Raw genomic sequence first — 22,612 nt, 5'->3', positions numbered from 1 at the left:
GAGGCCGGCGAGGCGTTGGCCGGCGCCTTTGCCTTCGGCGACGGTGAGGGCGCCGGTGGTGATCTCGATTAGGTTGGACTCGGGTTTGCCAGCTTTGCGGAGCGCGCTGCGGCCGCCGTCGCGCCGGTCGACGACCTGGCCGATCGTCAATGGTCCGCCGATGAAGGCGATGCGTTCGTGGCCGAGCTCGAGCAGGTGCGCGATCGCGAGCTCGCCGCCGAGGATGTCGTTAACGGCGACCGAGCAGTGTTCGCCGTCGTCGATGGCGCGGTCGACGACAACCACCGGCGTACCGCGGGCCGGTAGTTTGCGCAGCCGCGACGAGTGCTGGTCGACCGGCGTGATCAGCACGCCCTGAACGCGTTGCTGCTCGAGGAGATCGAGGTAGTCGGCCTCGCGCTCGGCGTCCTCGTTGCTGTTACACAAGAACACCGACAAGCCGGCCGCCCGCGCTGCCTCTTCGACGCCCTTCGCGACATCGGTGAAGAACGGGTTGCCCGCATCGAGCATCAGGTAAGCGAGGATCCGGCTGCTGCCGGCGCGCAACTGCCGGGCCGACTCGTTGCGGACGAAGCCGAGGGTGGCCATCGCGGCCTCGACCTTGGCCCGGGTCAGCGGGCTGACCATCTCGGGCCGATTCAGCACGTTCGAGACCGTGCCGAGGGAGACGCCGGCGGCGGCGGCGACCGCCTTCACGCCTGCGGTGTGCCCGCGACGGCGGGTGTCGTCGGCTGCCACGTCGCCTCCCGCGTCAAGGTCAATCGTTGAAACGTCTTAGGGACCGAAGCGTACCGCGAGATCGCAGCAATCCGCAGTCGAAGTCTTGACGCTGCCGATGACTGGCCCGTACTTTCCTCCCAACGCTTTGAAACCTTTCAGCCGCAAAGTGAGGTGACTGATGGCAGCCCAGCTGCGGGTCCGTGGTGTCTCGAAATCCTTCGGCGCGGTAGCCGCCGTCCGAGACGTCTCCTTCGACCTGCACCCCGGCGAGGCGCACGCGCTCGTCGGCGAGAACGGCGCCGGGAAGTCCACGATCGTGAAGATGCTGGCCGGGGTGCATCGCCCCGACGCCGGCACGCTCGAACTGGACGGTACGGCGCTCGCCCTGACCGGCCCCGCGGATGCGAAGGCCGCCGGGATCGCGGTCATCTACCAGGAGCCGACCCTTTTCCCCGACCTGAGTGTGGCCGAGAACATCGCGATGGGCCGCCAGCCACTGGGTCGTTTCAATACCATCGACCGCGCCGCCATGGTCGCCCAGGCAACCCGCCTCTTCACGCGTCTCGGCGTCGCCATCGACCCGAACCGTCCCGCCCGCGGCCTGTCGATCGCCGATCAGCAACTGGTCGAGATCGCGAAGGCGCTCTCGGTCGACGCCCGGGTCGTCGTGATGGACGAGCCGACCGCAGCCCTCACCGGCGTCGAGGTCGAGCGCCTGTTCGCAGTCGCCCGCTCGCTGCGCGACGACGGCGCCGCGCTCCTCTTCATCTCGCATCGCTTCGAAGAGATCACCGCCCTCTGCCAGCGCGTCACGATCATGCGCGACGGCAAGCACGTCTCGACCGACCTCCTCGAAGACACCAGCGTCGACGAGATGGTGCGCCGGATGGTCGGTCGCGATCTCGACGCGCTCTTCCCCAAACAAGACGTCACCCCCGGCGCAACAGTCCTCAAAGTAGAGGGCCTCACCCGCGACCCCGTCTTCAAGGACATCTCCTTCGAGGTGCGTGCCGGCGAGATCGTCGCGCTGGCCGGTCTCGTCGGATCCGGTCGCTCTGAGGTCGTGCAGTCGATCTTCGGTGTCGACCCGCGCGACGGCGGCACCGTCCAGGTCGCCGGCAAGACCCTCAAGCCGAAAAATCCCAAGCAGGCAATGGCTGCCGGGGTCGCGCTCGTCCCCGAGGACCGTCGCCAGCAGGGCCTGGTGATGGAGCTGTCGATCGAGCGCAACGTGACGCTCCCGCGCTCACGATCCCTGTCCCAGCTCGGCTTCCTCACCGGCAGCAGCGAACGCCGCTCCGCGAAGGAATGGACCGAGCGCTTGAAGACGAAGTACGGGCGGCTGTCCGACGAGGTCGGCACTCTCTCCGGCGGCAACCAGCAGAAGGTCGTCCTGGCCAAGTGGCTGGCGACCGGACCGCGGGTGCTGATCGTCGACGAGCCGACCCGGGGCATCGACGTCGGCACGAAGGCCGAGGTGCACCGGCTGATGTCCAGCCTCGCCGCAGAAGGAGTCGCCGTACTGATGGTGTCGTCGGAGTTGCCCGAGGTGCTCGGGATGGCTGATCGCGTCCTGGTGATGCGCGAGGGCCGTCTGGTCGCCGAACTCAGCCGCGCCGAGGCGACCGAGGAGTCGGTCATGTTCGCTGCCATGGGACAGGAGGCGACGGTATGACTCTATTGAATGCCGCGCCTCCGGCACGGCGGTCATGGGGCTTTAACCCCAGCCCTACACTCCTCAGTCCAGGTCAGGGGGCCCCATGACGGCCGTCGAGCTGACTGCCCCGAAGCGGTCGTCCCTCGATTTCGTACTGCGCGCTCGCGAGCTCGGCATCATCATCGCCCTCGCGCTGCTCGTGGCAGTGACCGTGATCTCGAACCCGCGCTTCCTGTCCGGGCAGAGCGTCCGCGACATCCTGCTGAATACCGCAATCCTGGCCGTTCTGGCGGTCGGCCAGGCCGTGGTTGTGATCACCCGCAACATCGATCTGTCGGTCGGCTCGGTCCTCGGCCTCAGCGCGTTCACCGTGGGCACGCTGCTGCAGAACAACCCCGGCCTGCCGGTCGTCCTCGCGCTGCTCATCGGTGCAGCAGTCGGTGGGGTCTGCGGTGTCCTCAACGGAGTCCTGGTCCGCTACGGCAAGGTGCCCGCGCTGGTCGTGACGCTAGGGACCCTGTACGTCGTCCGCGGGGTGACGTACTTCTGGGCGGGAGGCAGTCAGATCAACGCCGACGAACTCCCACCGGGGTTCCTGAGCTTCGGCAACGCGTCCCTGCTCGGCGTACCGATGCTGGTGCTCATTGCTCTCGTCGCCTTGGTGGTCACAGCTGTTGTCCTGCGCAACTATCGGGTCGGCCGTGAGCTGTACGCGATGGGCTCCAGCCCGCAGGCCGCGCAACTCGCCGGCATTCCGACTGGTCGCCGTACCGTCGGGGCCTTCCTGGTGAGCGGCGCGTTGGCCGGAGTGGCGGGCGTGTTGTTCGCCGCGCGGTTCGGCACGATCGACGCCGCGGCCGGGACGGGCATGGAGCTCAACGTCGTTGCGGCCGTGGTGGTCGGCGGGGTTGCGGTCTTCGGCGGCAGCGGCACGGTCTGGGGCGCTGCACTCGGAGCGTTGCTGCTGACAACAATCGGTAGCGCCCTTGCAGTGCTCGAGATCAACCAGTTCTGGCAGCAGGCGATTGTCGGCGGCCTGATCCTGCTCGCGATCGGCGCTGACCGGCTGGTCGCCGTCCGGGTCGCGGCCGGTCTGAAGAAGCGAGGCTCCCATGTCGGCTGAGCTCACCGAACCCACGCGGGTCGGACGCCTGAACAACCTGGCCAACTGGAACGTGGCGATCATCGCGATCACCGTCCTGGTCCTCATCATCGCCGCGGCCAGCGTCGACAGCTTCGGGACCGGCCAGAACTTCGGCTTCCTGGTCCTCGACCTGTTGCCGATCGCCCTGGTCGCGCTCCCGATGACGATGGTCATCGTGACCGGCGAGATCGATCTGTCCGTCGCCAGCACCCTCGGCCTGTCCAGCGCCTTCATGGGTTACCTCTGGAACGCGAACCAGCCGATCGAAACGATCATCCCGCTCTGCCTGCTGCTCGGCGCAGTCCTAGGCGCGGTCAACGGCTTCTTCGTCACCGTCCTCGGCCTTCCCTCGCTGGCCGTCACGATCGGCACGCTAGCCCTCTACCGCGGCCTCGCCTTCGTGGTCCTCGGCGACGGCGCGGTGGCCGACTTCCCCAGCGTCTACACCGATTGGGTGACCGGAACCATCGGCAGTACGCCGATCCCGAACGTCCTGATCGTGATCGTCGTACTGGCCGCCATCTTCGGCGTGATCCTGCACGCGACACCGATCGGCCGCGCCGTGTTCGCCGTCGGCGCCGGTGAGCAGGCCGCGAGGTTCGCCGGTATCCGCCCAGGTCGTCTGAAGTTCTGGCTGTACGTCGCCAGTGGCGTGATCTCGGGTCTTGCCGGAGTGCTGTGGACGCTGCGCTACTCCAGCGCGCGAGCCGACAACGGCGCTGGTCTCGAGCTGGCCGTGGTTGCCGCCGTACTGCTCGGTGGTGTCTCGATTTTCGGTGGCAAGGGCGCACTGCCCGGAGTCATCGCCGGCGTCGTTCTGCTCGGGTCGTTGCAGAACGCGCTCCGCTTGTCCGATGTCTCCAACGAGGCGCTCAACGTCGTCACCGGCGTGCTGCTGATCGCCTCGGTTCTCGGTCCCAACCTGGCCAACCGGCTGCGCCGTACCTAACGCCGTACCTGAAAGGACGAACCATGCGTCAACGCAAGAACCTGGCAGTGCTGGCAGTCTTTGCCCTCGCACTGACCGCGTGCGGCGGGACCACCAAGTCCAGCACCGAGGGCCAGAACACGGCCGCGCCGGAAACCACGGCAGCCAAGGCGGATCCGAACGCTCCGCTCAAGGAGGGGCTGAAGATCGCCTACCTCCCCAAGCAGCTGAACAACCCGTACACCGATGTCGAGGTGGGCGGCGGCAAGGTCGCGGTCGACGAGATCAAGGGCACCTACAAGCTGGTCGGCCCGAACGACGCCAGCGCGTCCTCGCAGGTCAGCTACATCAACACGCTGATCCAGCAGCAGCAGGACGTGATCGCGGTCGCGGCCAACGACTCGAATGCGGTCTGCCCGTCGCTGAACCAGGCCCGCAAGGCCGGCATCAAGGTGGTCACCTTCGACTCCGACGCCTCGAAGGCCTGCCGGGACGTCTTCATCAACCAGGCGACCACGCAGGGCATCGGCGAGAGCCTGGTGAAGATGGCCAGCGAGCTGGCCGGCGGTTCTGGTGAGATCGCCGTCCTCTCCGCGACGCCGAACGCGACCAACCAGAACTCGTGGATCGAGGTGATGAAGACCGAGCTGGCCAAGCCGGCGAACGCCAAGCTCAAGCTGGTCAAGGTCGCCTACGGCAATGACGACGACCAGAAGTCCTTCACCGAAGCCCAGGGGCTGCTGCAGACCTACCCGAACCTGAAGGTGATCGTCTCCCCGACCACGGTCGGTATCGCGGCCGCCTCGCGATACGTGAGCGCCTCCAGCTACAAGGGCAAGGTCGCGATCACCGGACTCGGCCTGCCGAACCAGATGCGCAAGTACGTCAAGGACGGCACGGTGAAGAAGTTCGCGCTCTGGAACCCCGCCGACATCGGCTACCTGGCGGCGTACGCGGGTGCTGCGCTGAGCTCGGGGCAGATCACCGGGGCAGAGGGCGAGAAGTTCAAGGCCGGCAAGCTCGGTGAGTACACGGTCGGCGCGGACGGCGAGATCGTGCTCGGCCCGCCGACCGAGTTCACCCCCGAGAACATCGACAAGTTCAACTTCTGATGCAGCGCTACTGCTTCTGTCTCCAGGTCCGCACCGATCGGCTGGACGAGTACGTCGAACGGCACCGCGACGTCTGGCCGGAGATGCAAGCAGTGCTGCGCGAGGCCGGTTGGCACAACTACTCGCTCTTCCTGCGCGCGGACGGACTGCTGATCGGGTACGTCGAATCGCCGGATCTCGAGGCGGCGCAGCGGGCGATGGCGGCCACCGAGGTGAACGCCCGCTGGCAGGCCGAGATGACGGAGTTCTTCACCGCGGGGCAGCCGGACGAGTCGTTCGTGCTGCTGCCAGAAATTTTCCACCTGAATGGGGACTGATATGACCAGCGTGCAGGATGCCCTCAAGCGCCAGGAGATCGAGCTGCCCTCGTGGGCGTTCGGGAACTCCGGCACCCGGTTCAAGGTGTTCACGCAGCCGGGAGTGCCGCGGTCGCCGCAGGAGAAGATCGCCGACGCGGCCACGGTGCACCGCTTCACCGGGGTCGCTCCGAGCGTCGCGATGCACATCCCCTGGGACAAGGTGGACGACTACGCCGAGCTGTCGGCGTACGCGAAAGAGCAGGGCGTTCGGCTCGGCGCGATCAACAGCAACGTCTTCCAGGACGACGACTACAAGCTCGGCAGTGTCACCAACCCCGACGCGCGGATCCGGCGTAAGGCGACTGACCACCTGCTCGAATGTGTCGACATCATGGACGCGACCGGGTCCCGCGATCTGAAGCTGTGGTTCTCCGACGGGACGAACTATCCGGGTCAGGACGACATCCAGGACCGCCAGGACCGGCTCGCGACTGCGCTGAAAGAGGTTTACGACCGGCTCGGCGACGACCAGCGGATGCTGTTGGAGTACAAGCTGTTCGAGCCGGCCTTCTACACGACCGACGTGCCGGACTGGGGTACGTCGTACGCGCACTGTCTCGAATTGGGGCCCAAGGCAACGGTGTGTATCGACACCGGGCACCACGCGCCGGGCACGAATATCGAGTTCATCGTGGCGTTCCTGCTGCGGGTGAAGAAGCTTGGTGCGTTCGACTTCAACAGCCGCTTCTACGCGGACGACGACTTGATGGTCGGGTCGGCGGATCCGTTCCAGCTGTTCCGGATCATGTCCGAGATCGTCCGCGGTAATGCGCTCGATCCGGCCAGTGGAATCGCCTTCATGCTCGATCAGTGCCACAACATCGAGGTGAAGATCCCGGCGATCATCCGCTCGGTGATGAACGTCCAGGAGGCCACCGCGAAGGCGTTGCTGGTCGATCGCGAGGCCCTGAAGAAGGCTCAGGCCGAAGGTGACGTGCTGGAGGCGAACGCCGTACTGATGGATGCCTACAACACCGATGTGCGGCCGCTGCTGGCCGACCTGCGGGAGTCGCAGTCCATGGATGGCGACCCGATCGCGGCGTACAAGCGCAGTGGGTACTTCGAGCAGATTGTCCAAGACCGCGCCGACGGCCAGCAGGCCGGATGGGGAGCCTGATGTCCCGGCAAGAATCCAGCCCTTCGGAACTCGTTGCCCGCAGCAATCGGCTTGGTTCCGATCCGCGCAACACCAACTACGCCGGCGGAAACACGTCGGCGAAGGGTACTGAGACCGATCCGGTCACCCAGCAGCCCGTTGATCTCCTGTGGGTGAAGGGCTCCGGCGGTGACCTCGGCACGCTGACAGCCGCAGGCCTTGCCGTACTGCGGCTTGATCGGTTGAATGCACTCGTCGACTCGTACCCCGGTGTGGCGCGCGAGGACGAGATGGTGGCGGCGTTCGACTACTGCCTGCACGGCAAGGGCGGTGCGGCGCCGTCGATCGACACCGCCATGCACGGGCTGGTTGACGCCCCGCACGTCGACCACCTGCACCCGGATTCGGGAATCGCGCTGGCGACAGCGGCGGACGGCGAGAAGCTGACCGCGGAGTGTTTCGGCGAGCGGGTTGTCTGGGTGCCGTGGCGGCGGCCCGGATTCCAGCTCGGTCTGGACATCGCCGCGGTGCACCGGGAAAACCCGGGCGCGATCGGCTGCATCCTCGGCGGCCACGGAATCACCGCCTGGGGCGAGACCTCAGCAGAGTGCGAAGCGAACTCCCTGGAAATCATCCGTACGGCGGAACGTTTCCTGGCCGAGCGCGGTAGCGCGGAACCGTTCGGTGCCGTGGTGCCCGGCTTCGAGGCGCTGCCGGCGAGTGAGCGGCGGGCACGCGCGGCGGCGCTGGCTCCGGTCATCCGCGGGCTCGCTTCGGCTGACAAGCCGCAGGTCGGTCACTTCACCGACTCGGATGTCGTGCTGGAGTTCACGGCTCGCGAGCGGTTGGCGGAGTTGGCGGCTCTGGGAACGTCGTGCCCGGATCACTTCCTGCGGACGAAGGTGCGGCCGCTCGTGCTGGACCTTCCCCCCAGTGCGCCTCTTGAGGATGCTGTCGCGCGCTTGAAGGAGTTGCACGCGACGTATCGCGAGGACTACGCGGCGTACTACCACCGCTATGCGGAGGTCGACAGCCCGGCGATGCGAGGTGCGGATCCGGCGATCGTGCTTGTGCCTGGGGTCGGCATGTTCAGCTTCGGCAAGGACAAGCAGACGGCTCGGGTGGCCGGCGAGTTCTACGTGAACGCGATCAACGTGATGCGTGGGGCCGAGTCGGTGTCGACCTATGCGCCGATCGATGAGCGGGAGAAGTTCCGGATCGAGTACTGGGCGCTGGAGGAGGCCAAGCTGCAGCGGATGCCCAAGCCGAAGCCGCTGGCGACTCGGGTTGCCCTGGTGACCGGCGCTGGCTCGGGAATCGGCCGAGCGATCGCACTGCGGCTGGCGGCTGAGGGTGCCTGTGTTGTGGTGGCCGACCTGGACCTGGCAGCTGCTGAGGCCGTCGCGAAGGAGATCGGTACCAGCGACGTGGCTGTTGCTGTCGGCGCGGATGTTTCATCAGCGGCTGCGGTTGCGGCGGCGCTGGATGAGGCCGTGCTGGCCTTCGGTGGCGTGGACCTGGTCGTCAACAACGCCGGACTGTCGATCTCGAAGTCGTTGCTGGAGACAACCGAACGCGACTGGGACCTGCAGCACGACGTGATGGCCAAGGGCTCGTTCCTGGTGTCGAAGGCGGCCGCGAAGGTGCTGATCGACCAGGGCATCGGCGGCGACATCGTCTACATCTCCAGCAAGAACGCCGTCTTCGCGGGCCCGAACAACGTCGCGTACGGCGCGGCCAAGGCCGACCAGGCGCACCAGGTGCGGTTGCTGGCGGCCGAGCTCGGCGAGTACGGCGTTCGCGTCAACGGCGTGAACCCGGATGGCGTCGTACGGGGGTCTGGGATCTTCGCGAAGGGCTGGGGTGCGAAGCGGGCTGCCGTGTACGGCGTACCGGAGTCGGAGCTGGGCGCGTTCTACGCGCAGCGGACGCTGCTCAAGCGGGAGGTACTGCCGGAGAACGTGGCGGCGGCCGTCTTCGCACTCGTTGGTGGGGACCTGAGCCACACCACTGGTCTGCACGTGCCTGTCGACGCCGGCGTGGCTGCCGCCTTCTTGCGATGACCGCCCGGAGGACGCGCATCGGCCTAGTAGCCGGGGGACTGGGGGCCTACTGGCCGCAGTTCCCTCAGCTGCTGCCGCAGTTGCAGGCCTCCGCGCGGCGGGTGGCTGAGCGGTTCACTGCGTTGGACTGCGAGGTTGTGGATGTTGGGTTCATTTCTGACGCGCAGGAAGGCGCTGCGGCGGCGGAGAAGCTGCGGCTTGCGGACTGCGACCTGATCGTCGGCTTCCTGACCACCTACATGACTGCGTCGATGCTGGTGCCAGTTGCACAGCGCAGCGGTTCACCGGTGCTGCTGCTGAACCTGCAGCCGACTGAGTCGATGGATCACGCCAGCTTCGACACAGGTGCGTGGCTGGCGTACTGCGGCGCTTGTCCGCTGCCGGAGATGGCGAACGCGTTCGAGCGGTGTGGCGTGCCGTTCCGGTCAGTGTCCGGCTACCTGGAAGACGAGCGCGCGTGGGCGCGGATCGACCGGTGGATCCGGGCGGCCGGCGTACGGGCTGCGTTCCGGCATGGGCGGCACGGTCTGCTCGGCCACCTGTACCCCGGGATGATGGACGTGGTCACTGACCCGACTCTGGTCTCCGCACAGCTCGGTGGGCATGTGGAGATCCTGGAGATCGACGATCTGCGCGTGCGGGTCGAGCAGGTGACCTCCGCGGAGACGGACGCCCGGGTGGCTGTGGCGCGGGAGGTGTTCGACCTTGACGACACTGTGGTCGAGGACGACTTCCGGTGGGGCGCAACGGTGTCTGTGGCGCTGGACCGGCTGGTTGAGGACTTCGACCTGACCACACTGGCCTACTACCACCGCGGACTGGACGGAGAGACGCACGAGCGCGTTGCGGCCGGGATGATCCTTGGTGCGTCGCTGCTGACTGCGCGGGGTGTGCCTGCTGTCGGTGAGTATGAGCTGCGGACGTCGCTGGCGATGCTGGTGATGGACAAGCTCGGTGCGGGTGGCTCGTTCACCGAGCTGCAGGCTCTGAACTTCCACGACAACGTGGTGGAGATGGGACACGACGGACCGGCGCATCTGGCGATCAGTGCGCGCAAGCCGTTGCTGCGTGGGCTGGGCGTCTACCACGGCAAGCGTGGGTGGGGTGTCTCTGTCGAGTTCGATGTTCGGCAAGGACCGGTGACACTGTGCGGACTGGGTCAGCGGCGCGACGGTACGTTCCACCTGATCGCGTCCGAAGGGACCGTCGTACCGGGGCCGTTGCTGCAGATCGGGAACACCACATCGCGGGTGGACTTCGGACGCGACCCCGGTGAGTGGACCGACGCGTGGTCTGCGTCCGGTGTGGCCCACCACTGGGCGCTGGGCACGGGCCACCGCGTTGCAGACCTGCAGGCCGTCGCCGGTCTCCTGAGCCTCGACCTCACCGTCATATGAAGCGCGTCGCGGCAGTCGACCTGGGCGCCTCCAGCGGTCGCGTCATGCTCGGGCGCGTCGGTACTGAAGTGTTGGAGCTGACTGAGCTCAACCGCTTCTGGAACGGCCCGATCGACGTCCGCGGCACCCTGCACTGGGACATCCTGCACCTCTATCGCTCCATGCTCGACGGCCTGCAGGCGGCCGGTGCGGTCGACTCGATCGCCATCGACTCCTGGGCGGTGGACTACGGCCTGCTGGACGCCTCTGGGCAGCTGCTCGGCAACCCGGTGCACTACCGCGACAACCGCACTGACGGCGTGATGGACCTCGTGCTGACCCGGGTGTCGGCCGAAGAGCTCTACAGCGTCACCGGGCTTCAGCAGTTGCCGATCAACACGCTCTACCAGTTGGTCGCCGAGGCTGGCCGGCTGACGACCGCGGACACCCTGCTACTGATCCCGGACCTGCTGGCCTATTGGCTCACCGGCGAGATCGGTGCGGAACGTACGAACGCGTCCACGACCCAGCTGTACGACGTGCGTCGCCGGACGTGGAGTGTGGAGCTGGCGCAGCAGTTGGGCATCCCCGCGCGCGTCCTGCCGCGGCTGTGGGAGCCGGGAGACACGATCGGTTCGTACGACGGCACTCCGGTGATCGCGGTTGGCTCACACGACACGGCGTCGGCAGTGGTGAGTGTGCCGGCATCGGATGAGCGATTTGCGTACATCTCGTCGGGGACCTGGTCCCTGGTGGGTCTGGAGCTGGACACACCCGTACTCACGGAGGACGCGCGGGCGGCTAACTTCACCAACGAAGGGGGAGTGGATGGGCGGATCCGCTTCCTGCGCAACGTTATGGGCCTGTGGATCCTGCAGGAGTGCCAACGCGTCTGGCAGGACGACGACCTGCCCCGGCTGCTTGCCGAAGCAGCCGCTGCGCCGGCCTTCGCCGTACTGATCGATCCGGATGCGCCAGAGTTTCTCGCTCCGGGCGACATGCCTGCTCGGATCGCTGCGTACAGCGGTGAATCACCAGCATCGCGTGGTGCCGTTGTGCGGTGTGTGCTGGAGAGCCTGGCGCTCGCCTACCGCCGGACGCTCCGTACGGCGCAAGAGCTCGCCGACCGACCGGTCGACGTACTGCATGTCATCGGAGGCGGCTCCCAGAACGAGCTGCTCTGTCAGCTCACCGCAGACGCCTGCGGCCTGCCGGTACTTGCCGGACCGGTCGAAGCGTCGGCTCTGGGCAACGTCCTCGTTCAAGCTCGCGCACTGGGCGAGCCCCTTCCGGACCTGGCCGCCATGCGCGCCCTGGTCCGGTCCACCCATCGCCTGCGGAGCTACACCCCGCAGGGCAAACCGGCCGACTGGGACGCCGCCGAGTCCCGGGTGTTCGGAAACAGGTGATTCCGCATGACCGCCCTCCCCCAGGAAATGCGCCCGCAGCGGGTACCGCCGCGGGAGATCAGCCATGACGATCTGCAGTTGCTCCGCCTCCTCGCCACCGGCTTGCCGATGGACGCAGTGGCGCGCAGGTTGCAGTTGTCCGAACGGACTGTCCGCCGCCGCACTCGCTTGATCTGCGACCGGCTCGGGTTCAGTACCGCCATCGAAGCCATCGTCTGGGCCGCCCGCCGCGGTCTGGTCTAAACCAGCTCCCCGCAGTTCCGCCCCACTGACTGAGGAGTACCAGCAATGCCTCGATACCTTCGAGGGCTCTGCCTTGCCTTGGCAACCCTCCTAGCCATGCCTGTCGCCACAGCATCGGCCACTCCGACGCCTCAGCTACACAACCTCAAGACCAACGCTCTGGCCGAGCCACTCGGCATCGCTGCCGGTGCGCCTCGCCTGAGCTGGCAGCTCGACAGTGACCGCCGTGGCGTGGCTCAGACGCGCTACGAGGTCCACGTCGCGACCAGCTCCAAGAAGCTGAAGCACCCCGATGCGTGGGACAGCGGAGTGGTCCGCTCTGACCGTTCTGTCGACGTCGAGTACGCCGGTGCAGCGCTGAAGCCTTATACGCAGTACTTCTGGACTGTCCGCGTCTGGGACAACAACGGTCGCGCTACGCGCTGGTCAGACCCGGCGACCTTCGAGACGGCTCAGCTGCAGCCGTCGGACTGGAGTGGTCAGTGGATCGGCGCTGACAGCCAGCCGGGCGCGGAGTGGACCGACTACACGGTCGACGCCGATGTCACCGTCGCCAAGGAGGCGCTGGGCATTTTCTTCCGCGGCCGCGCCGGTCTTGGCTACATGTGGCAACTCAACTCGCTCAACGGTGCGAAGCTGCGACCGCACGTCCGCCAGTCGGGCGGTGGCTACGTCGTACTGGGTGAGATCCCGCTGAACGTCGACCTGAGCCAGCGGCATCACCTGCGCATCACTGTGGCCGGCAAGACCATCACTACCTGGATTGACGACGTACAGGTCGATCAGCGGGATCGGTCTGATCACGACGCTGCAGGCATCGTGGGCTTTCGCACGAACGGAGCTGAGAGCGGCGTTGTGCACAACCTGGTGGTGACCAACGCGGCCGGTAAGAAGCTAGTGGACACGTCCTTTGCTGCTGGTGACCAGACCTTCCCGGATGGGACGGTGCTGCCGGGCGGTGGGCTGCAGGTGAAGGGCAACACCGACCTGTGGCTGCCCGGCCCGCCGCTGCCGGTGTTCAAGCGGACGGTGACGATTCCGGCGGGTAAGAAGGTTGTCCGGGCGCGCGTTTACGCCGCTGCGCAGGGTGTCTACGAGCTGAGCCTCAACGGCCGCAAGGTCGGCGACCAGGAGCTCGCACCGGGCTGGACGGACTACCGCAAGCGGATCCAGTCGCAGACGTACGACGTCACGCGGCAACTGCGGTCAGGCCAGAACGTGCTGGGGGCTGAGCTCTCCACCGGCTGGTACGCCGGGAACCTGGCGATGTTCGGTCCGCAGAAGTACGGCAGCGAGACCGCACTGACCGCGCAACTGCGTGTCACGTACTCGGACGGCACCACGGACGTCATCGGCACGGATCAGAGCTGGCAGACCGCACCAGGCGCCGTACGGGTGGCTGACCTGCTCAACGGCGAGAGCTACGACGCACGTCGTACGGCCGCTGAGTGGACCCCGGCGTTGTTGCGGCCCAGCGCGACCGCACAGCTCGTCCCGCAGACCGACCAGCCGGTCCGGGTGACGCAACACCTTGCTGCTAAGGCCATTGCGTCGCCAACAGCCGGTAAGTACCTCTACGACCTCGGACAGAACATGGTCGGAGTCGGACGGTTCAAGCTGACCGGACAGCCCGGTCAGACCGTCACCATCCGGTACGGCGAGGTGCTGAACCCGGATGGGACGCTCTACACGGACAACCTGCGCGGTGCGCGAGCCACGGACCGCTACACGTTCGCCACCAACCAGACCGAGACCTATCAGCCCCGCTTCACGTTCCATGGCTTCCGCTACGTCGAGGTGAGCGGTCTACCGACCGCACCGCCGGCCAGTGCGATCACTGGCGTAGTCATGGGCACGGATGGCGCTCAGACGACCAGCTTCCACACCAACTCCGCACTGGTGAACCAGCTGCACAGCAACATCGTCTGGGGCCAGCGTGGGAACTTCCTGTCGATTCCGACCGACACTCCGGCCCGTGACGAGCGGATGGGCTGGACCGGCGACATCAACGTGTTCGCCCGCACTGCGGTCTACAACCTGGACTCACAGGCCTTCCTGAGCAAGTGGTTGCAGGACCTGCGGGACAGCCAGACGGCTGACGGCGCCTACCCGAGTGTGGCGCCGACTGTGCCCAACTCGTTCGACGGCGGCCAGGGGAACGCCGGCTGGGCAGATGCCGGTGTGAACGTACCCTGGACGCTCTGGCAGGCCTACGGCGACACCAACGTGATCCGCGAGCACTACGCGTCCATGGCTCGGTACGTCGACTACCTGGCGTCCCACTCACCCGGTCTGATCCGCGGTGGTGGCGACTACGGCGACTGGCTGAACCTGGACGACCCGACGCCCGGTGATCTGATCGGTACGGCGTTCATGGCGAAGGGCGCCCGCCAGCTCAGCCAGATGGCTGCGGCAATCGGGAACAGCGCGGACGAAACGAAGTACCGGAAGCTGTACGACGACGTACGGGCGGCGTGGATCGCGCGGTTCGTGGCGGCGGACGGGAAGGTCGGTGCGGACAGCCAGACCGGCTACATCCTCGGCTTCACCAACGACCTGATCCCCGACGTCACCAAGTCCGGCGAGCACTTCGTCAACACCATCCTGCGGCGGGACACGCACTTGTCCACAGGCTTCCTGGGGGTGGACGGGCTGCTGCCGGTGCTCACGAAGGTGGGGCGTTCGGATCTCGCCTACAAGCTGCTGCAGAACACGTCGTACCCGTCGTGGGGTTACGAGATCGGCAAGGGCGCGACGACGGTGTGGGAGCGCTGGAACTCGATCAACCCCGACGGCACCTTCAACGACGTCGGCATGAACTCCTTCAACCACTACGCGTACGGCGCCGTCGGCGAGTGGATGTATCGCACGCTGGCCGGGGTTTCGGCGGCTGAACCGGGCTATCGCAAGGTGCTCATCGCGCCGAACCCCGGTGGTGGGATCACCAAGGCCGACTTCACGCTGGAGACGCCGTACGGGAAGGTTGTCAGCAACTGGAAGACCACGGCGCGAGGCTTCCAGCTGGAGGTGACGGTGCCGGCCAACGCAACAGCAATCGTTCGTTTACCTGGTTCGAAGGATTCAGTGAATGTTGCCTCGGGCACCTATCGGTTCGAGGTCCGGGCGGGTTAGTAGATGAGCGCGGCGGGGTACTGGAGGCGGAACCCCGACAGAGGAGGAACCCATGGACGGAATGACCGTCCTCTGGATCGTCGTCGCGCTCGCTGTAGTGGTCATCCTGGTCGCGCTGATCGCCGGCGCGTCCAAGACATCGTCGAAGCGCCGTGAAGAGCACAAGCGCCACGAGCTCGAGCAGCAGCGCCAGGAAGCGTACGAGAAGGAGCAGGAGTCCCGCATCGCGGCGGCTCATGCCGAGCGTCAGCACGCCGTGGCTGACGAGGTCGACGCCCGCGCCAAGCGTGCGCAGGCGGAGTCCGAGGAGAAGGCCGCCGAGGCCCGCCGCCTTGCCGCCGGCGCCACCGAACGCCGCGAGGCCGCCAAGACGGCCGACCGTGAGGCTGACAAGCACCACACCGAGGCTGCGGCCAAGATGCCGAACCACGGTGCCGACGAGGGTGACTGGGACGACGGAAACCACCCGAACGACCCGCGGCACTCGAAGCACCTCGGGCTGTAAGGCTCAGATCAGATAGCGGAACTCGGGGGAGTTCGGATTGATCCGCTCGATGTCGAGCGGCGCAGCATCCATCCGGGCCAGCAGACCTTCCAGGTCGCTGGCCCGGCCGATCTCGATCCCGACCAGCGCGACACCGGTCTCGCGGTTGTTGCGCTTCACGTACTCGAACAGGGCGATGTCGTCATCCGGACCGAGCACTCCGTCCAGGAACTGACGCAGCGCGCCGGGCTCCTGCGGGAACGTGACCAGGAAATAGTGCTTGAGGCCTTCGTAGACCAGCGATCGTTCGAGGATCTCGCTGTAGCGGCTGACATCGTTGTTCCCGCCCGACAGCAGACAAACGACTGTCTCACCCGGGCGGACGGTGAGACCGTTGCCCAGGGCACTTGTCGACAAGGCCCCCGCCGGCTCGGCGATCAAGCCGTCGACCTGGTAGAGCTCGAGCATCTCGCTGCACACCAGCCCTTCCGGGACCGACATCAGCTCGACCCCGGCGCTCGCCACCAACGGCAGCGTGACGTCGCCAACTCGCCGTACGGCGGCTCCGTCGACGAAGCTGTCGAGCTGCGGCAACGTAACCGGTTCACCAGCAGCCAATGCTGCCGCCATGCTCGCTGCACCAGCAGGCTCAACCCCAACGATCCGTACGCCGGGATGCCGCGCCGTCAGCCAACTTGCCACCCCGGCCACGAGCCCGCCGCCACCAACAGGAACCACCAGTACGTCGGGTGCATGGCCCAACTGCTGCACGATCTCGACGGCGACCGTGCCTTGGCCGGCCACGGTTCGGGGGTCGTCGAAGGCCGGGACGATCGTCGCGCCGGTTGCTTCCGCATCAGCGAGCGCGGCCGCGGCAGCGTCGTCGTACGTGTCGCCGGTCACGATCACCTGGATCTGCTTGCCACCCAGGGCAGCGATCCGGTCCCGTTTCTGGCGCGGAGTCGTTCTGGGAACGAAAACTTTTCCGTGAACACCGAGCGTGTGGCACGAATATGCCAAGCCCTGCCCGTGGTTGCCCGCACTGGCACACACCACCCCTGCGGCCTTGGCCGTTTCGTCGAGCTGGGCGATCAGGTTGTAGGCACCGCGGAGCTTGTAGGAACGACCGATCTGCAGGTCTTCACGCTTGAGCCAGATCTGCGCTCCGGTGCGCTCAGAAAGGCGCAGATTGCGTTGCAGCGGGGTCTTGATCGCGACCCCGTCGAGGCGCTCGACAGCGGCCTCCACGGAGGTTGCCGCGCCAGATACTGAGACGGCTGCTGAACCGGTCCATCGAGCGACTGAACTACTGCCCTGCATGACGTTCCTTCCCGTGCATCTGCACGATCTTCGCCGTTTCGCTCGCTGCACAAGACGATCTCCGTCCAAAGTGCGGACAGACGGCTACCGTTGCGCAACAGAGCCTGATTCCATGCGTGAAACGGCCCTTCCCGGGGCAGTCTAGTTTTCATACGCTCACTCGGTGTAACGGCCAGGGCTCTGGACGGGATGAGCCGAGTCAACCGGTCAGCGGGGACTGGAGGGCACATATGGAACTGATTCCGTTCAGTCTGTGGGGCGACGCACTGTGGTGCGGACAGGAGGTCGTGCGGGAGGCTCCGCACGAGCAGGCGATTCGCAGCCTGTTTCCTGATCCCATCCCGGCACGTGGCGCAGATCTGGACACCGAGGCGGAACTGGTCCCAGAACCGCACAACAGATTCGATCCCCGATCGATCGCAGTCCGCGTTCAGGGGAAGGTTGTCGGCTACTTGCCGCGGGACGACGCACATCGCTACCACCCGGTGCTTTCGGAGCTGGTGGCCCAAGGACTGCAGCCCCAGGTGCCGTGTCACCTGTGGGTGAGTGAATGGGAGCCGGCCGACTGGTCCGGCAACACAGTGTCGGCTGGCAAAAAGGGTGATGGGACCGAGTTCCACGCCAGCGTCGCGGTGGCCATGGGCCAGCCGCACATGCTCGTCCCGGTGAACCTGCCCCCGCCGGGGAGCTTCCACCTGTTACCGCCCGGCAGCGGCATCGTCGTACCGGGCAGTGAGGTGCATCCGGAGATCCTGGCACCGTTCTTCCGGGCGGAGGGCGAATGCTGGGTGTACGCCACCATGCATGCGATCGAGGAGGAGGACAGCATCCAGGACCGGCCGAGGAACGTGGTCGAGATCCGTCTCGACGACGAACCGGTCGGCCGGCTCAGCCCACGGCTGAGTGCGGAGTTCCTGCCTGCCATCCACTACCTGGCCGACATGCGCGCCGAGACCGCCGCTCGCGTCGCAGTCCGCGGGGACCGCAGCGCATCGGAGGTGACCTTGTACGCGGCACGGAGTCATGACCTGCCGGCCACGTGGCCGGACGGCCTGACCCGTTCCCCAGTCGCATCTCCCCAGTGGCACTACTGGGCTACCAAAGAAGCCAATTAACTAGGGCGGCTGCGCTGTGCTCGCCACGCCCCTGGGCGGGTACAGCGGAGCTACTTCGAGGGTGGGCTACGTTTTCCGGGTGAAGGTTCGCTGGCTTGCGGTGCCGTTGGCTGTTGCGGCTGTGTTTCTGGTGGGGCCGGCGGTTCCGGTTGACGGCGGCGTGAAGGTGATGCCGCTGGGAGACTCCATCACCGAGGGCAACCGGGTCACGGGGGTCAGCTATCGCACGTCCCTGTGGCAGCACCTCCAGGGTGGGCCGCGGGTCGACCTCGTCGGGTCGGAGCGCTCGGGTAACATCCCGGACCAGGACAACGAAGGTCACCCGGGGCTGCGGATCGACCAGGTCCGCTCGTGGATCGACCTCTGGCTCACGCTGAACCGCCCGCGGTACGTGCTGCTCCACCTCGGCACGAACGACGTCTTCCAGGCCTACGATCTGCCGCAGGCACCCGCGCGGCTGCAGGACCTCATCGAGCGCATCGCGCAGCGAGTGCCCGGTGTGACCATTCTGGTCTCGTCGATCGTGCCCTCGCCCGACCGTGGGCTGAACGAGCGCATCGACGCCTACAACGCGGCCATCCCCGCCGTGGTCTCCGCAGTGCACGCTACGGGCGCTGACGTGCGTTTCGTCGACCTGAACGCGCAGATGGCGCTCTCCGACATCTCAGCCGACACGATCCACCCCACTGACGCGGGCGCGCTGAAGCTAGGCGACCTCTGGTACGACGCTCTGTCGTCAGCCATGCCGTAGTGCGTCGTACTGCTCAGCACTCCACTCGTCGAACGCCTCATGCACCAGCGGCAGCTCGGACCGCTGTACGTGCTTGAGGCTCTCTCTGATCGCCTCTGCGTTGCCGGCGAGGTACTGCTCGATTGTGTTGAGTAGTTCGCCGCTGGGCCAGCTCTTGAGCGGGTGATGCTCCAGCGTCCACTGCAGGTACTTGTTGTACGGCCGCACCTGTCCGTCGAGTGCGAACACCACATCCAAGAACGGCCCCATCGCCTCGGCCGCATCCATCCGCGCTTCCAGCAGGTTGCCGTCACGCGCTGACTTGAGCGAGCGGTAGCTCATGTTGAGCCACGCATCCAACCGCATCTCCAGGAGCGCATGTGCCTCCTCCGCGCTCAGAGAGGTCTGCCGCTCGATCGCCTGCGCGATGCGCCCACCCGTCTTGTCCAGCAACGTCGGAGCCCACGCATACGACCACCTGTAACCCCACTGGTCGTCCCCGAACACCGCCAGCGTCTCCAGATGCTTCAGCGTGACCGGAAGCAGCTCCAGCTCGGTATTACGGGTGAGCGGTGTCCCCACCAACTCAGGAGTCACCACCACGATCACATCGAGGTCAGAACGCTCCGTCTCCACCCCGCGCCCCGCCGACCCCGACAACACCATCCCCAAGAACCCAGCGCCGTACGAGCACTCGAGCGCCGCAGCCGCCCGCTCAATCAACCCACGCCGCTCAGCCGACAACGTCTCCGGAAACTTCAAGAGTCCTCCGCTCGTGCTACCTCGATCAGTTCCAGCAGCCAGCCCTTCAGCCCTGGATCCTCGGTCTCCGCCTCGTACGCGTCGATCAGCTCCGGCAGGTGTTCGGCGGCGTGCGGCAGGAGCAGGTGGTAGCCGTCTTCCTGGAGCTGCGGATCGTGCTTGCGCATGAGTCGCATTGCTCGCTCAAACTTTGACGCCACGCTGGGAGCGTACGCATGGACGTACGCTGAGTGCATGCGAGTTTTTGCTTGCCCTGTGTGTGGTGAGGCGGGAGTGCCGATTCTGTATGGGCTGCCGACGCCGGCTGCGATGCGGGCTGCGTCGGCGGGGCGAGTGCGGCTGGCTGGGTGCGTGATGACGCCTGACCAGGACCAGTGGGCCTGTGCGGCTGGGCATGAGTGGCGCGCGGGTGACGACGCTCAGCTGGGTGCTGCCATCCAGGCGGCTATCCGCGCAGCAGAGTGATCTCCTGCTCGAGGCGCTCGAGCTTGTGGGGGTTGCGGACGACGTACATGCCGGTGATCTGGCCCTCGTGCAGGTGGAATGCCATGACCTGCTCGATCTCGCCGTTCATGCGAAGTAGCAGGCCGGGAGCGCCGTTGAGCTGGATGGGTTCGGCGGTGAGCAGTCCGGCGATCTGAGCCATGCCTGCTTTGAGGATGCGCGAGACGCGGTCGGATCCGTAGATCGGGTTCAGCACGGCCTGCTTCACGCCTCCGCCGTCGCCGATGAGCACCACGTCCGGTGCGAGCATGTCCAGGAAGCCCTGCAGGTCCCCTGTCTCCACAGCGCGCCGGAACGCGTCCAGTGCACCCCGCGCCTCGGTTGACGACACCACTCCACGCGGCCGGCGCGCAGCGACATGGGACCGAGCCCGGTGCGCGATCTGACGAACCGCCTCCGGTGACTTGTCGACGGCCTGCGCGATCTCGTCGTACTCGAGAGCGAAGACATCACGCAGTACAAACACTGCTCGCTCTGTCGGCTTGAGTGTCTCCAGGACGAGCAGCATCGCCATCGACACACTGTCGGCCAGCTCGACGTCATCCGCGACATCCGGCGTGGTCAGCAACGGCTCGGGCAGCCACTGACCGACATACGTCTCCCGCTGTCGTCCGACGGTCCGCAGCCGGTTCAGCGCCTGCCGACTCGTGATGCGGATCAGGTACGCGCGGTGATCGCGGACGGTCTCCAGCTCGACGCCGACCCAGCGCAACCACGTCTCCTGCAGCACGTCCTCGGCGTCGGCCGCCGAGCCCAGCAACTCGTACGCGATCGTGAACAACAAGTTGCGATGGGCAACGAACGACTCGGTCGCGGAATCCATGGCCGCCTCCTCCACAGTGGTCGGGACTCCCATCAGACACCGGTCACCGCAATCTCGTGACAGTGGCCCTCGTCACAGCGCCAGCCTGTCACGGATCCGGGCCGGCGCGCATCTTGTGGTCACTACCGACCGATCACGAGAGGAACACCCCCATGCGTATCAACCTGATGGAGACCGAGCTCGGCGGCAAGTTCGGCAAGCGGTTCGCCGGTCTCGCGATGGTGCTCGAGCAGTCGACCCTGCCCGGCACGATCAAGGAGCTCGTCAACATCCGCGCCAGCCAGATCAACGGCTGCGGCTTCTGCCTCGACATGCACACCAAGGACGCCACCGCCGCCGGCGAGGACCCCCAGCGCCTGCACCTGGTCGCCGCCTGGCGCGAGGCCACCATCTACACCCCCGCCGAACGCGCCGCCCTCGCCTTCACCGAAGAGGGCACCCGCCTGGCCGACCTGCACAAGGGCGTCTCCGACGCCACCTGGGCCGCCGTACAGGAGCACTTCGACGACGAGCAGGTGACAGCCCTCATCATCCTGGTGGCGCTCATCAACGCCGCCAACCGGATGAACGTCATCGCCCAAACCCCGGCCGGTTCCTACCAGCCCGGCATGTTCGAAGCCCTCCTCAAGAACTAAGGAAATTGAGGAGTAGCTCGACATCCATCTCGTGCCCGATGCCCTCGGTGACGTGCAGAGTCACGTCATCCGGGGCGCCGGCCGCGGCATAGATCTCTTGTAGTCGCGCAAACGCCTCCGGCGCAGTCCGGTTGTACGCGGCGGACCCATCCCGATCGAGCGCTCCGTAGTGCAGATCCAGCCTCCGCGGTGCGTTCAGCCCCGCGATATCCGCCCGGTCAAACCACTCCAGTACGCCGGGTATGCAGTGCGCTGGGGCATTTCCAGCCTCCGCGAACACTGCCTCGAACGACCCCAAGGTCCCACTCGCGAAGATCGACCGCACCCTGCGGCTGAACACCGGATAGGTGCAGGCGAGATCCCCACCCCACGAAATCCCCACCACGTCGCACTCCGCGTCCAGCCAGTCCTCCCAGCGTAGGAGATCCTCGATGGTGTCGCCCATCAACGTACGCCCGCGCTGGAACAGGTCGGTGAGCAACGGATAAACCATGTGCTCACCCCACCGCCAGTAGCTCAGACTCTCGCCGTCCCGCTGGGCTGCCAGATCGCTCAGCGCTCCGAAACCCCGCAACTCCGGCAACAGCACGGTGTGCCCCGCCTTCGCCAACTCGATCGCGAAGTTGTGGTGGTAGTCCTCGTACACACCGGCGATCCGCAGGCACTCATCCACCTGCCCATGCCCGTGCAGCGCCATCACCACCCGCGGCCCACCAGGGTTCAGCAAATACGCCGGCACCGACAACCCGCCGCCAACAGCCATCACCAGCGCAACAACCTCAACCCCCTCAGTCGTCGTACGGCGAAGCTCTGTCACCGCCCCAGCCGTCACCGCTGCGTCAACCGCCAGCACCTCCCCAAGCTTCGCCGCCGCCGCTTCCCGCCACTCCGCCCAAGCCAACCCAGTTCGCCCGAACGCCAACCGCAACCCCGGCCGAGGCCCCCGGTACCGAAGCTCCAACTCCTCCGCCCGCACCAGAAAGTCGTAGTTCATCCCCCC

The 22,612-nt window shown here is 66.5% G+C and carries 22 protein-coding genes; 16 read left to right on the top strand and 6 right to left on the bottom strand.

Annotated elements, in window-relative coordinates; genetic code table 11:
- Positions 1-738: LacI family DNA-binding transcriptional regulator (locus E1263_RS34225; RefSeq protein WP_238161791.1), on the bottom strand; the 738-nt coding region annotated here is incomplete at its 3' end.
- Between the two features lie 160 nt (positions 739-898).
- Here E1263_RS34225 and E1263_RS34220 point away from each other — a divergent pair.
- From E1263_RS34220 to E1263_RS34165, 12 genes are all read left to right on the top strand, one after another.
- Entirely contained in the window at positions 899-2,395 is a 1,497-nt protein-coding gene (locus tag E1263_RS34220; RefSeq protein WP_132175070.1) for a sugar ABC transporter ATP-binding protein, read from the top strand.
- An 85-nt stretch (positions 2,396-2,480) separates the two neighbouring features.
- A complete protein-coding gene (locus E1263_RS34215; RefSeq protein WP_132175067.1) occupies positions 2,481-3,500 on the top strand; it encodes an ABC transporter permease in 1,020 nt (339 codons plus the stop codon).
- Entirely contained in the window at positions 3,490-4,470 is a 981-nt protein-coding gene (locus E1263_RS34210) for an ABC transporter permease (RefSeq protein WP_132175065.1), read from the top strand. Before E1263_RS34215 ends, E1263_RS34210 begins: the two co-directional genes overlap by 11 nt.
- A 23-nt stretch (positions 4,471-4,493) precedes the next feature.
- A complete protein-coding gene (gene rhaS / locus E1263_RS34205) occupies positions 4,494-5,561 on the top strand; it encodes a rhamnose ABC transporter substrate-binding protein (protein ID WP_132175063.1) in 1,068 nt (355 codons plus the stop codon).
- The gene (locus E1263_RS34200; RefSeq protein ID WP_132175061.1) at positions 5,561-5,878 is read left to right on the top strand and encodes an L-rhamnose mutarotase; all 318 of its coding nucleotides are present in this window, start codon (positions 5,561-5,563) and stop codon (positions 5,876-5,878) included. The genes rhaS and E1263_RS34200 overlap by 1 nt, the downstream gene beginning before the upstream one ends.
- 1 nt (position 5,879) lies before the next feature.
- A complete protein-coding gene (rhaI, locus tag E1263_RS34195) occupies positions 5,880-7,037 on the top strand; it encodes an L-rhamnose isomerase (protein ID WP_202869188.1) in 1,158 nt (385 codons plus the stop codon).
- Entirely contained in the window at positions 7,037-9,079 is a 2,043-nt protein-coding gene (locus E1263_RS34190; RefSeq protein WP_132175057.1) for a bifunctional aldolase/short-chain dehydrogenase, read from the top strand. The genes rhaI and E1263_RS34190 overlap by 1 nt, the downstream gene beginning before the upstream one ends.
- Positions 9,076-10,476, top strand: a complete 1,401-nt coding sequence (locus E1263_RS34185) for an L-fucose/L-arabinose isomerase family protein (RefSeq protein WP_132175055.1) — start codon at positions 9,076-9,078, stop codon at positions 10,474-10,476. The genes E1263_RS34190 and E1263_RS34185 overlap by 4 nt, the downstream gene beginning before the upstream one ends.
- Entirely contained in the window at positions 10,473-11,864 is a 1,392-nt protein-coding gene (locus E1263_RS34180) for a rhamnulokinase (RefSeq protein WP_132175053.1), read from the top strand. The genes E1263_RS34185 and E1263_RS34180 overlap by 4 nt, the downstream gene beginning before the upstream one ends.
- A gap of 6 nt (positions 11,865-11,870) precedes the next feature.
- Positions 11,871-12,107, top strand: a complete 237-nt coding sequence (locus E1263_RS34175; RefSeq protein WP_202869187.1) for a helix-turn-helix domain-containing protein — start codon at positions 11,871-11,873, stop codon at positions 12,105-12,107.
- Between the two features lie 96 nt (positions 12,108-12,203).
- Positions 12,204-15,239: a family 78 glycoside hydrolase catalytic domain gene (locus E1263_RS34170; RefSeq protein ID WP_238161790.1), complete on the top strand. Its 3,036-nt coding sequence runs from the start codon at positions 12,204-12,206 to the stop codon at positions 15,237-15,239.
- A 52-nt stretch (positions 15,240-15,291) separates the two neighbouring features.
- Complete coding sequence (locus E1263_RS34165; protein WP_132175049.1) at positions 15,292-15,744, top strand: hypothetical protein; 453 nt, start codon at positions 15,292-15,294, stop codon at positions 15,742-15,744.
- Positions 15,745-15,747: 3 nt separating this feature from the next.
- On the opposite strand, the gene ilvA is transcribed toward E1263_RS34165, so the two are convergent.
- On the bottom strand, positions 15,748-17,043 hold the full coding sequence (gene ilvA / locus E1263_RS34160; protein ID WP_132175047.1) for a threonine ammonia-lyase IlvA: 1,296 nt from the start codon (positions 17,041-17,043) through the stop codon (positions 15,748-15,750).
- A gap of 230 nt (positions 17,044-17,273) precedes the next feature.
- On the opposite strand from ilvA, the gene E1263_RS34155 reads away from it, so the two are divergent.
- Both E1263_RS34155 and E1263_RS34150 read left to right on the top strand, forming a co-directional pair.
- Positions 17,274-18,158: an HIRAN domain-containing protein gene (locus E1263_RS34155; protein WP_132175045.1), complete on the top strand. Its 885-nt coding sequence runs from the start codon at positions 17,274-17,276 to the stop codon at positions 18,156-18,158.
- A 79-nt stretch (positions 18,159-18,237) separates the two neighbouring features.
- Complete coding sequence (locus E1263_RS34150; RefSeq protein WP_132175043.1) at positions 18,238-18,909, top strand: SGNH/GDSL hydrolase family protein; 672 nt, start codon at positions 18,238-18,240, stop codon at positions 18,907-18,909.
- Here E1263_RS34150 and E1263_RS34145 read toward each other — a convergent pair.
- Positions 18,895-19,650, bottom strand: a complete 756-nt coding sequence (locus tag E1263_RS34145) for a nucleotidyltransferase domain-containing protein (protein ID WP_132175041.1) — start codon at positions 19,648-19,650, stop codon at positions 18,895-18,897. The genes E1263_RS34150 and E1263_RS34145 overlap by 15 nt on opposite strands.
- Positions 19,647-19,850: a hypothetical protein gene (locus tag E1263_RS34140; RefSeq protein ID WP_132175039.1), complete on the bottom strand. Its 204-nt coding sequence runs from the start codon at positions 19,848-19,850 to the stop codon at positions 19,647-19,649. Before E1263_RS34140 ends, E1263_RS34145 begins: the two co-directional genes overlap by 4 nt.
- A gap of 73 nt (positions 19,851-19,923) precedes the next feature.
- Between E1263_RS34140 and E1263_RS34135 the strand changes: the two genes are divergently transcribed.
- Positions 19,924-20,115, top strand: coding sequence for a hypothetical protein (locus tag E1263_RS34135; RefSeq protein ID WP_202869186.1), 192 nt, complete (start codon positions 19,924-19,926; stop codon positions 20,113-20,115).
- Here the strand turns inward: E1263_RS34135 and E1263_RS34130 are convergent.
- Positions 20,096-20,977: an RNA polymerase sigma-70 factor gene (locus E1263_RS34130; RefSeq protein WP_202869185.1), complete on the bottom strand. Its 882-nt coding sequence runs from the start codon at positions 20,975-20,977 to the stop codon at positions 20,096-20,098. The genes E1263_RS34135 and E1263_RS34130 overlap by 20 nt on opposite strands.
- A gap of 152 nt (positions 20,978-21,129) precedes the next feature.
- On the opposite strand from E1263_RS34130, the gene E1263_RS34125 reads away from it, so the two are divergent.
- Entirely contained in the window at positions 21,130-21,612 is a 483-nt protein-coding gene (locus tag E1263_RS34125) for a carboxymuconolactone decarboxylase family protein (RefSeq protein WP_132175033.1), read from the top strand.
- On the opposite strand, the gene E1263_RS34120 is transcribed toward E1263_RS34125, so the two are convergent.
- Positions 21,602-22,612: alpha/beta hydrolase family protein (locus tag E1263_RS34120; protein ID WP_238161789.1), on the bottom strand; the 1,011-nt coding region annotated here is incomplete at its 5' end. The two genes, E1263_RS34125 and E1263_RS34120, sit on opposite strands and share 11 nt — an antisense overlap.

This window comes from Kribbella antibiotica (assembly GCF_004349055.1).
In the GTDB taxonomy this organism is placed as follows: domain Bacteria; phylum Actinomycetota; class Actinomycetes; order Propionibacteriales; family Kribbellaceae; genus Kribbella; species Kribbella antibiotica.
This window is presented reverse-complemented; position numbering and strand designations above follow the sequence as displayed.